General features: G+C 48.9%; 8 protein-coding genes. 1 reads left to right on the forward strand and 7 read right to left on the reverse strand.

Annotation, left to right across the window (positions count from 1 at the left end; all coding sequences use genetic code 11):
• Window positions 1-96: 96 nt before the first annotated feature.
• From DHL47_RS09975 to DHL47_RS10005, 7 genes are all read right to left on the reverse strand, one after another.
• Window positions 97-288 carry a DNA glycosylase family protein gene (locus tag DHL47_RS09975; RefSeq protein WP_209551759.1) on the reverse strand — a complete coding sequence of 64 codons (192 nt, stop codon included), beginning with the start codon at window positions 286-288 and terminating at the stop codon, window positions 97-99.
• A gap of 618 nt (window positions 289-906) precedes the next feature.
• On the reverse strand, window positions 907-1,761 hold the full coding sequence (locus DHL47_RS09980; protein WP_209551760.1) for a VOC family protein: 855 nt from the start codon (window positions 1,759-1,761) through the stop codon (window positions 907-909).
• Window positions 1,762-2,001: 240 nt separating this feature from the next.
• Window positions 2,002-2,631, reverse strand: a complete 630-nt coding sequence (locus DHL47_RS09985; RefSeq protein WP_209551761.1) for an NAD(P)-dependent oxidoreductase — start codon at window positions 2,629-2,631, stop codon at window positions 2,002-2,004.
• A gap of 513 nt (window positions 2,632-3,144) precedes the next feature.
• Window positions 3,145-3,594 (reverse strand): Rrf2 family transcriptional regulator, encoded by a 450-nt coding sequence (locus DHL47_RS09990; protein WP_209551762.1) that lies wholly within the window; start codon window positions 3,592-3,594, stop codon window positions 3,145-3,147.
• Window positions 3,595-3,657: 63 nt separating this feature from the next.
• The gene (locus tag DHL47_RS09995; protein ID WP_209551763.1) at window positions 3,658-4,500 is read right to left on the reverse strand and encodes a metallophosphoesterase family protein; all 843 of its coding nucleotides are present in this window, start codon (window positions 4,498-4,500) and stop codon (window positions 3,658-3,660) included.
• 89 nt (window positions 4,501-4,589) lie between these two features.
• On the reverse strand, window positions 4,590-8,024 hold the full coding sequence (locus DHL47_RS10000; protein ID WP_209551764.1) for an FtsX-like permease family protein: 3,435 nt from the start codon (window positions 8,022-8,024) through the stop codon (window positions 4,590-4,592).
• 15 nt (window positions 8,025-8,039) lie between these two features.
• On the reverse strand, window positions 8,040-8,741 hold the full coding sequence (locus tag DHL47_RS10005; RefSeq protein ID WP_128837007.1) for an ABC transporter ATP-binding protein: 702 nt from the start codon (window positions 8,739-8,741) through the stop codon (window positions 8,040-8,042).
• A 592-nt stretch (window positions 8,742-9,333) separates the two neighbouring features.
• On the opposite strand from DHL47_RS10005, the gene DHL47_RS10010 reads away from it, so the two are divergent.
• Window positions 9,334-9,951, forward strand: a complete 618-nt coding sequence (locus DHL47_RS10010) for a TetR/AcrR family transcriptional regulator (protein ID WP_209551765.1) — start codon at window positions 9,334-9,336, stop codon at window positions 9,949-9,951.
• Window positions 9,952-10,026 lie beyond the last annotated feature (75 nt).

Raw genomic sequence — 10,026 nt, forward strand, 5'->3', positions numbered from 1 at the left:
CAATAACTCTTTTTCGATTTGCCCAGCTGTACCTAACTCTTGATAATAACTTTTGTAAATATGTCCTTGGTACAAGAGCTTGGAGATGGTTTGTAACTACTCCGCTTTTTTGCGCGTCATTTGCAGCTCCAGCAGTTCCTCGAGCTTGCTGTCGGCAATCGTCTCTGGCTTAGGATAAACCCAGTAAGTTTCATGATGCCAGTGAAAGGCTTCGCCATACTTCTTGACAAAGCGTTCTTTTAGGGTATAAGCATAAGCAAGATTAATCTGCTGTCCTAAAATCCCCAAGTCATTGCTTCATAAAAATCTGGCACACCCACCAAGCGCAGTCCGTAAAACTCCTGAACTAAGGAGCATAAGATGTCATCCTCTCGCGCAAACTGATAAAAATCTGCCAATGGCCGATCTAAATCCAACTACTCTCTGACAAAACTGCCAATAACTTTTTGAGCTTCAGCAGAAAAAACAGTTTGATTTTCTGTCTGGATACATACTTTCTGAAGCGATGCATCGTAGAAAATCGTACAAAGATAACATTGACTTTAAACAAGCGCTTGATTCAATCGTTTGCAACTCAATACATCACTTCCTTTTCCTCTCTTGATAGGTAAGAAATGATTTGTCTCCAGTCAAAGATAGCTGGTGTTTCTAAATGAATCCTATTTTTAGCTGGCATACCTCCTCCTTCCTTTTGTTATTATACCATCATTTGGCGGCTGAAAATAAAACAATCTGGCTTTCTCATCAGAAAAAGCAGAGGAGCGATGCCGGCCCACTCAACCATAGCTTGTCAGCTGCCGCTCTCAACTGCCCCCTTTGGACTTGTTTGGTCAGGAGCAGCAGAAATCCCTTTCATCTAGTTGATGAAAGGGAAGCTTATTCTGTAGATCCTTTGAAATTCACCGTCTAAGGGGCTGTGGTCATTCTGCTGACAATTCCGTCTGGATCTGTGACTTCCAGCTCCTGTGAGCTGAGCCAGCGGCTGCTGGCAGCCAAGTCTTGCGCTCTCTCGTAAATATCCAGCAAGTCTTCCTTATCTGCCACCTGAACTTGGTAGTAGGCCAGTCCCAGCTGCTGGGGCCGGCGCTGCTGGAGGCTGGAGCCGCCCCATTCATTGACGGCTAAGTGATGGTGATAGCCTCCCGAAGCCAGCCAGCTGGCCGAAGGGACAGAAAATTTATCCTCCAGGCCCAGCAGTTTCTGGTAAAACTTGCTGGCAGCTCTGCTGTTTTTCACAGACAGGTGGACATGCCCCATACGGGTGCCAGCCGCAATGATGAAAGGCTGAACTTCCTGCCCCAGTTCATAGATTTCCTGAGCCGGCAGCTCCTCGGTCACGCCGATAATACGGCCGTCCTCCCGGATATCCCAGTCAGTCTGAGGCTTGTCCCGATAAAGCTCAATGCCATTGCCCTCTGGATCTTCCAGATAAAGGGCCTCGCTGTAGCCATGGTCTGCGCCGCCGACCAGCGGAATCTTAAGCTCAGCGATGTGCTTAAAGACATCCGCCAAGTCCTGCCGGCTGGGCAGCAGAATGGCCACATGATAAAGACCGTAGCTGTGCTGAACCGGCTGGCGGTCGCTGCTCTGGATTAGGCGGACCAGCGGCTGCTGACCGCTGCCGAGCAATACCTGTCCTTCCTTTTCCTCCAGAAGCTCCAGCCCCAAAACCTGCTGATAAAAGAGCTTTTGCCGGCCCAAATCCGCAACATTGAGGGCCGCCTCACCTAAAAAAATCTTGCTATTGTATGCGTAAGTCATCTGAAATTCCTTCTTTCCTTAAAATAAAGAAGCAAATCCAGACTAGGCTAAGCTGAATCTGCCCTTATCTTGTTTCTGCTCTTCGAAAATCACAATCAAGCGTCCTTTGTTTGGACTTGTCTAATTCCAGTTGAAGGTTAGAGGAGGCTGAAACACTGTTGTTCCGGCCTCGTGACAGGATAAGCAGGGACTGCCAACCTGTCTGCTCCTGCCCTGTCTGATTTGGATTTTCATGGAGCATTATCTCCCCAAAACAGAGATGCGCTCTTTGATATGGCTGCCTTTTTCAATCTCATCCAGCATAGCAATGGCATAATCGGCATAGCTGATGCTGCTTTGGCCTGCTTCATTTGTGGTAAAGACTTCGCCAGCCAGGATATAGGCACCTGTACGGGCTCCGTCAGCCACAAAGTCTGCTGCCGGGCTGATAAAGGTCCATTTAGTATCTGAGAAGCTGCGTAAGCGTGCTAAGCCTTTAGCCATAGCTTGTGCCAGCGGTTTGTATTCTTCTGGAAAGTCCGGTGTATCCGCCAGCTGTGTCGTCATTTTTGGATCGACATAGAGGCTTCCCGCTCCTCCAACGACCAAGAAGCGTGTATCGCTGCCAGCAAGAAGACCTGCCAAATGCTCCATTGAAGTCGTAAACTGCGGGAAAGTATCCAGCGACCAAACTCCGAAAGCTGACACCACTGCATCAAAGCCAGCCAGGTCTTCTTTAGTCAGGTCAAACAAATCTTTCTGCAGCACATTGCCGGCCTCGGTCTTGTTTGCTGAGCGGACCACAGCCGTCACTTCATGGCCGCGCGCGATGGCTTCCTGAACAATAAGCTGTCCTGCTTTTCCGTTAGCTGCTACTACTGCTATTTTCATCTGATTTTCCTCCAAATGGTTAAAATTTTTAAACAGTTGTTGTAACTTTTTTTATTACAATACCCAGTATAGCAGATTTTAATGTAATGTCAATAGTTACAACTCGAAAATTTAATTTTTTTACATCTGGTAGGAATTTCCCTAAGACTGAGAGAAGGCAGAGTTGCTTGCTGATATGATCATTTAGTTTGTCTTTTATTACTTTGTTAGCTCACTTTACTCCAACAGTCCAGAAGGACTGTTGGAGGCTGGAGATAAAGAGGCTGAGACAGACTCCCATGATGGCTGTCCCACCGCCATCAGCCCTACTGTTGAGACTTCCTCACGGAAGCTTTATCTGCCGCTCAAATAGCCCTGTACGTTAAGCGATAGGCTGAAACTGTCCCTCGGACAGTTTCACTACTAAAAGCAAAGGAAAAGGCGATAAAAACTGCCCTTTTCTTATCCCTCCCCGGCCTCCACTATACGTTATGTGCTTAGTTCGTTAAGGCCTATCGAAAAACAATCTGCTTCCTAGGAAACAGATTGCTTGGCAATTTTCTTCTGGGCTGAGGCAACGACATCCGCCAGACTGGTTTTGGTCAGTTCTTTTTCCATGGCCGCCTGAATTTCGTCCAGCTTGTCATCCAGAACATTGTGGATGTTGCTGCCGATTGGGCAGGATGGATTGGGATTTTCATGGAAGCTGAAAAGCCGGCCGGACTTGCCCAGACTCTCCACTGCCTGATAGACATCTAAAAGGCGGATGTCTTTCAGATCACAGCTGATCTCAGCGCCGCCGGTTCCCCGGGCTACAGTAATCAGACCGGCCTTTTTCAGCTGGGACAGGGTCTTGCGGATGATGACCGGATTAACTCCTACGCTGTCAGCGATAAAATCACTGGTAATCTTTCGGCTGGGCCCCTCCAGCGCCATGACAATTAGCATATGGGTGGCAATCGTAAAACGACTGGAAATTTGCATCTGCTGCACTCCTTCCTTCTAATCTTTTTCTATTATATATCAAATCAGTTGTAACTTCAAGGGTTACGTCTTTTCATTTAAAAATTGATTAATATCACGGTCATAGCCCTCCCGGCGACTGATTTCCCGCAGCAGATCGTGGTTGTGGGTATGATGGATGCCCTTGACCAGACTCTCTTCATAGATGTCAAAGTAAGGCAGGCTGAGCTCTCGGGCCAGGCGAAGCTCTTCCTGCACATCATAAGCCACCCGGCGAAAGTCCACTTCTGTCAGTCCCGCCTCGTCAATCTCCAAGATGGCATATTGGGCCCGCAAATCCTGCCGCAGAGCGGCATCCAGAAAGAAAGGCTGGCCGATAGAGCCAGGATTGATGATGAGCTGGCCGCCTGTGCCATAGCGGAGAAACTGCTGGTGAATATGGCCATAAACAGCAATGGCGCAGTCATTGCCCTCAAAGAGCCGGTCAAAGTCCGCCTGATTCCCGATATGGATCAGCTCCCGGCCCCAGTTCTTATCCGGCAGGTGGTGGCTGACAGCAATTTTCAGGCCGGCCACTTCTGCCTGCACCTGCAGAGGCAAATCCTGCAGCCGGTCAATCTCAGCTGGACGGACTTCTTCTAAAATAAAATGACAAAGCCGGGTCAGATAGAGGTGGCTGGGCTTGTCCAGATCCAGCTTGCCATGCAGGGCATGCCAGAGGCTGTCCTCCCAGTTGCCCCGCACCTGCAGGCTGATAGGCAGTTGCTGCATCCGATCCAGCATGGCCCGGCGGCCGGTCCCGGGCATGAGCAGATCACCCAGAAACCAATAATCGGTCACTCTTTGCTTTTCTGCATCAGCCAGCACGGCTTCCAAGGCAGTGCTGTTGCCATGTATATCGGATAATAAGGCGATTTTATGTTTCATTGTCTCTCTTTTTCTTCCTTTAGAAAACATTATAACAAACCACAAAAAAACTTCCACTCCTAAACCCGAGTGAAAGTTTCTGATCTGATTTATTCGACCGACTTGAGGGCTTCCAGCATATCCACGCGTTTGAGCCAGTGATTGACAACAAAGCCTAAAACGGTGAGAATCGCAACCACCACAAGGGTCGGAAACAGATAGACCGGCCCGCCTACAGCAGGATTGAACATAACGGCATCCGGCGGGATAATCGCTGTCATATAAGCATGCAGGGCCAGCCCCGAAGCAAATCCTGCCAAAATACCAATCAAGGAAAGATAAATGGTTTCCCGATAGATGTAGAGGGTCACTTCTTTGTCAAAGAAACCCAGCACCTTAATGGTAGACAGTTCGCGCAGGCGTTCGGCTACATTGATATTGGTCAGATTGTAAAGAATGACAATCGCTAGGAGAACGGAGGAAATAATCAGCACATACATCACCTTGTTAAGGGAGTTGACGATGGTATTGACCTGTTCTTTCAGGATGGTATTCTGCACAATCCCTTTGACACCGGAGAGTTCCATAAAGTCAGCTGCGACCTTGTCTGTATTCTTGCTGGAGCCGTCCTTGAGCTTGACCATATAGGCATTGTCGCTGGCAGTCTGACGGAAAACCTTTTTGTAATAGCTGTTGTTCATAAAGATGAAATGCCCCATGTACATTTCAGTAATGCCGCTTACCTTAACCGTTATATCCCGGCCATTGGCGTCCTGAACAGTCAGCTCGTCACCAATCTTGGTCTTGGTCAGGCTGGCTAATTTCTCAGAGATAATCGCCCCTTCCTGATCCAAGCTCAGTTTTTGGCGGTTTTCCCGATTTTCAAGGGCGATGTAATCTGAAAAGTCTTTCGCATTTCTGTCGCTGGCAGTTAGAAGAGTGATCTTTTGCTGGTCATTCTTCTTTCCCGCAATTTTTGAAACTTCTTCATAGTGGACGGCTAAGTCGCTCCTGACACTGGCGCTGTCCAGCAGACTGTCTATCTCCTGTGCCTGACGGTCTGTCACATAGTCTGTTTTGGCAACAATCATATCATACTTGATAATCTCGCCAAACTGTCTAGTATTGAGGTCGGCGATAGAGGAACGGATCCCCAGACCGCCAAAGAGCAGGGCAATGGAGCCGCAGACACCAAAGATGGTCATCAGCATGCGCTGTTTGTAGCGAAAAATATTGCGGGCCGTTACCTTTTGGGTAAAGCTGAGGCGTGACCAAATCGGTCTGATCCGCTCCAGCAAAATTTTAGAGCCGCTTGCCGGCGGTTTTGGCAGCAAGAGCTGAGCCGGTTTTTCGGTCAATTCCTTGCGGGCTACCAGATAGGCCGGCAGAACCGCACTGATTAGGGCAAGCAGGATTGATAGAAGCGTTATCCAGGGATAGAAATGAAGCTCCATTTTCGGTACCGACATATTTGGGCCGTAGGTATTGTAGATAATTGTCGGCAGGAGCAAATGCCCCGCTGTGATGCCGAGGACAGTACCAGTCATAGAAGTGACCAAGCCATAGATGACAAACTTGCGGATAATGTGCTGATTGTCATAGCCGAGTGCTTTGAATGTTCCGGCTTTGATCCGCTCTTCATCAACGAAGCGGGCCATGGTCGTAAAGGTCACAAGCGCCGCCACAAAATACAGGACCACTGGGAAGATATTGCCGACAGCGTCAATGATATTGCTGTTATTTTCATAGGAAACATAGCCTTCTGACCCCGGCACTTCACGGCGGCTATAGACATTGTAGGTAGGAAGACCCAGCTGTCTGACCTTTTCTTTGGCATCGGCCAGTTCTTTCTCTTTTTCTGCCAGGCCCTTGTCAGCTTCTGCTTTTTTCTCATCGTATTCGCCGGTCTTTTCTGCCAAGGCCTTCTTGGCATCGGCCAGCTCTTGTGTCTTTTGAGCCAAAGTTGCCTGAGCTTGGGCCAGCTGGCTCTGGCCGGACTGGTACTCGGCTGCTTTTTGGGCCAGAGTGCTGCGGCCGGCCTGATACTGAGCCAAGCCCGCTTGGTATTGGGCTTCCCTGCTGTTCAAGGCAGCCAGAGCAGCCTGATACTGATCAAGGCCGGATTGATAGGCGGCCTCCTTGCCATTGAGCGTGTCAAAAGCTTGCTGGTAGGCTGCGAGGCCTGCCTCATAGTTAGCTGTTTGAGCGGCCAAAGCGGCGGCTCCTGCTTCGTAGCTGCTGCGGGCTGCGGCAAGACCGGCCTCCAGCTGGGCAATTAGCTGGCTGATCTGCGCTTTTTCCTCTTCGCTGGCTGCAGCTTCCAGCTGAGCTTGGAGAGCTGTTAGCTTGGCTGTGTTGGCATCAATATCCGCCTGAGCCTGAGTCAGTTGGCTGCGGCCGGCTTCCAACTGAGCAGCCGCACTGTCGAGCTCTGCCTTCTTGCCGGACAGGGCCGTCCAAGCAGCATCAAGCTCGGTGCGGGCGCTGTCCAGTTCCGCTTTTTTAGTGTTTAATTCAGCCCAGCCGCTGTCTAACTGTGCACGGCCGCTCTGCAGCTGGCTCCAGCTGCTGGCCAGCTGATTCTGACCATCAGCCAGCTGACTGGCACCAGAAGCCAGCTGATTTTCAGCAGAGGCGATTTGCTCCTGCCCTTGAGCCAGCTGACTTTCGCCCTGACTGATTTGCCCCTGCCCGTCCTGCAGCTGCTGACTGGCATCGCTCAGCTGCCTTTTAACATCGGCAATCTTGTTTTCGCCTTCTTGGATTTGGCTGTTGGCATCCGTTTTCAGGCTGTTCAGACGAAGCTGCGGCTGACCGGCCAGCAATGCTTCGACCGCTTTCTTATCTTCATAGACCTTATCAATGTAAGTCTGGCTGTAAGGGCTGAGTGTGCTCAGATCCTTGTAGCGGATGCGGGCGACCATATAAACATCGGAGTCAAAAGCTGACGGAGCAACGACACCGTAACCGTCCAATTCTCCAGTACCGGCAGTTGATTTGCCTAGATTGACATTGGAAATCATGTCGACCGAGTTGACAAAACCCACAATTTTAAAGGTAGGGCTGCGGAGGACAGTCTTTCCATTAAGACCGGCCTTTTCGGTAAATGAAATCTCCTGACCAAGCTGATAGTCTTTGCGATAAGCAGCCGTCAGGGCGATTTCATTGTCCTTGCTGGGCAGCTTTCCCTCCACCAGATCAGGCTTGGAGACCTGCTGACTGGCAGACAGGATGCGCACAGATCTGCTTGTATCCTTAATAACTGCGTCTTTCATATAGCTGTACTCGACCTGAGCCTTGCCGTCAAGACTGTCCAGCAGCTGCTGGTCTGACGAACTGAGGCCATAATCACTGATAACGGCCAGATCAGCTGCCTGATAGTCCCTGAAATAATGCTCACCGGTCGTCCGAATATTGGGACCGGTCACCTTTAGCCCCACCAGAGCAAAAGAGCCTAGAGCCATGAGGGAAGCAATCGAAATGACCCGGCCTTTTGACTGACGAAAGGATTGGCGAATATCTTTCCAGTAGGTTTTATAGGACATACTCTTTCCTTCTCTCTAATATTCTAATGCTGCGATGTCTTGCGGCTGCTCATTGATGTCCATGCTTTTGACCCGGGCATCGTGCATGCGGATGACCCGATCAGCAATGGGCGCTAAGGCCCCATTGTGGGTCACGATGATAACCGTCGCTCCTTGCTTGCGGGACATATCCTGCAGGATCTGCAGCACCTGCTTGCCTGTATTGTAGTCAAGCGCTCCGGTCGGCTCATCACAGAGCAAAATCTTAGGATTCTTAGCTACTGCCCGTGCGATGGCTACCCGCTGCTGCTCTCCGCCGGAAAGCTGGGCTGGAAAGTTATTGAGCCGTTTGCCCAGACCGACACTCTGCAGGGTTTCGACGGGATCAAGGGCATCAGCCACGATTTCTGAAGCCAACTCAACATTTTCCTTAGCAGTCAGGTTGGAGACCAAATTGTAAAACTGAAAGACGAATCCCACATCTTCGCGGCGGTACTTGGTCAGCTGCTTAGCATTGTAGTCAGCAATGTTCACGCCGTCAATAATGACCTCCCCCTCGTCATTGGTGTCCATGCCGCCCAGGATATTGAGCACGGTCGACTTTCCTGCACCGGAGGAGCCAAGGATAATGACCAACTCCCCTTTTTCAATTTCAAAGTTGATGTCATTGTTAGCGATAATTTCTGTTTCTCCTGTCTGATAGCGTTTGTAGCTATGCTTCATTTCGATATAAGCCATCTCATTTCCTCTTTCATGATCTGTTTTTGGTGTTTCTGGAAGAGCAAAGCCATACTGCTTTCACTGCCTGGCCTGATTTTGATCTTCAGCAAACATTAAATAAACAACGTGTTGATTTATTACATGCTTTATTATAAACTTAGAAAAACAAAAAAACAATAGTCAATTTTCAACAATGTGTTGATTTAAGAAAAAACGATTCAAATTTTAAGTGAATACACTGTGAAAATCGAAATCAGACTGGAAACCGGACGCTCAAAGCAGGGCTTGACTGCTTTCTCTCAGCAGCTTCATCCGTCAGAAAGTGCCAGCTGTACTGGCTTTACGGCTGATGAGAGCGGGACAGCAATCGGTCAGACAGAGTCTCCGATCTTGTCAGCAAGTCTTATACTCAATGAAAATCAAACGATAGAAAGATAGGAAGTTGGGTACTGCTGCCATAGACTCTTATCTGCCATCGCTAACAGTCGGAGGGGCTGATAGCGCATGCTGAGCCAGCGGCGTAAAAGCAAATCAAACCAGCATAAAATGAACATCGTGTTGACGATACTGAGAATATCGTCTATAATAGAGTCATAAAAGAGGTGCAAACATGACACAAACAAGACAGACATCTACCAAGCAGGATATTAAAGAGGCCTTGACCCAGCTCCTCCTGACTGAAAAATTTGAAGATATTTCGATCAGCAAACTGACCCGAAAAGCGGGGATTAACCGCGGGACTTTTTATCTGCATTATATTGACAAATTCGATATGATGGAGCAGCTCAAGCAGGATACTTTTTCCCAGCTGATGAGCATTTTTAATGACGAACTGCCTATCCGAGACAATATCGAAGCGACCCTTGTCTACCTCAAAGAAAACTATGACTTTATCTGGGCGATTGCCAAAAATCAGTCTCTGGATTTCCAATTCAGCATTAAAGAATTTATTAAACAGCTTCTGGAAGTCATTCCAAATGCGCATGCATGGATTAGCAAAATCTATCAAATCCCAGAAAACTATGCTTTGGAAGTTTTTCTTGCCAGCAATGAATGCATTATCACAAATTGGATTCAAACTGGAGCCAAGGAGAATCCGAAAGTCATTACAGAAATTCTCCTGACGATTTCCCACTTAGAAAACATGCAGCTGCGACTGATGCCGCAGAGCCGACCGCTGCTGCCACAGCGCAAAGAGTTAAGGGGGACTGATAAAGGTTGTGGATAGAGGCTGAGACAGACTCCCATGATGGCTGCGCCCTCACCCACAGAGGGATGGATCTTTTGGAAGATACCGTATAAA

Origin of the sequence: Streptococcus panodentis, from assembly GCF_017884005.1 — a bacterium.
In the GTDB taxonomy this organism is placed as follows: domain Bacteria; phylum Bacillota; class Bacilli; order Lactobacillales; family Streptococcaceae; genus Streptococcus; species Streptococcus panodentis.

Bases quoted from the DNA above. Each gene is read 5' to 3' on its own strand.
- DHL47_RS09980 (WP_209551760.1), bottom strand. From the start codon at position 1,761: ATGACTTACGCATACAATAGCAAGATTTTTTTAGGTGAGGCGGCCCTC.
- DHL47_RS09985 (WP_209551761.1), bottom strand. From the start codon at position 2,631: ATGAAAATAGCAGTAGTAGCAGCTAACGGAAAAGCAGGACAGCTTATT.
- DHL47_RS09990 (WP_209551762.1), bottom strand. From the start codon at position 3,594: ATGCAAATTTCCAGTCGTTTTACGATTGCCACCCATATGCTAATTGTC.
- DHL47_RS09995 (WP_209551763.1), bottom strand. From the start codon at position 4,500: ATGAAACATAAAATCGCCTTATTATCCGATATACATGGCAACAGCACT.
- DHL47_RS10000 (WP_209551764.1), bottom strand. From the start codon at position 8,024: ATGTCCTATAAAACCTACTGGAAAGATATTCGCCAATCCTTTCGTCAG.
- DHL47_RS10005 (WP_128837007.1), bottom strand. From the start codon at position 8,741: ATGGCTTATATCGAAATGAAGCATAGCTACAAACGCTATCAGACAGGA.
- DHL47_RS10010 (WP_209551765.1), top strand. From the start codon at position 9,334: ATGACACAAACAAGACAGACATCTACCAAGCAGGATATTAAAGAGGCC.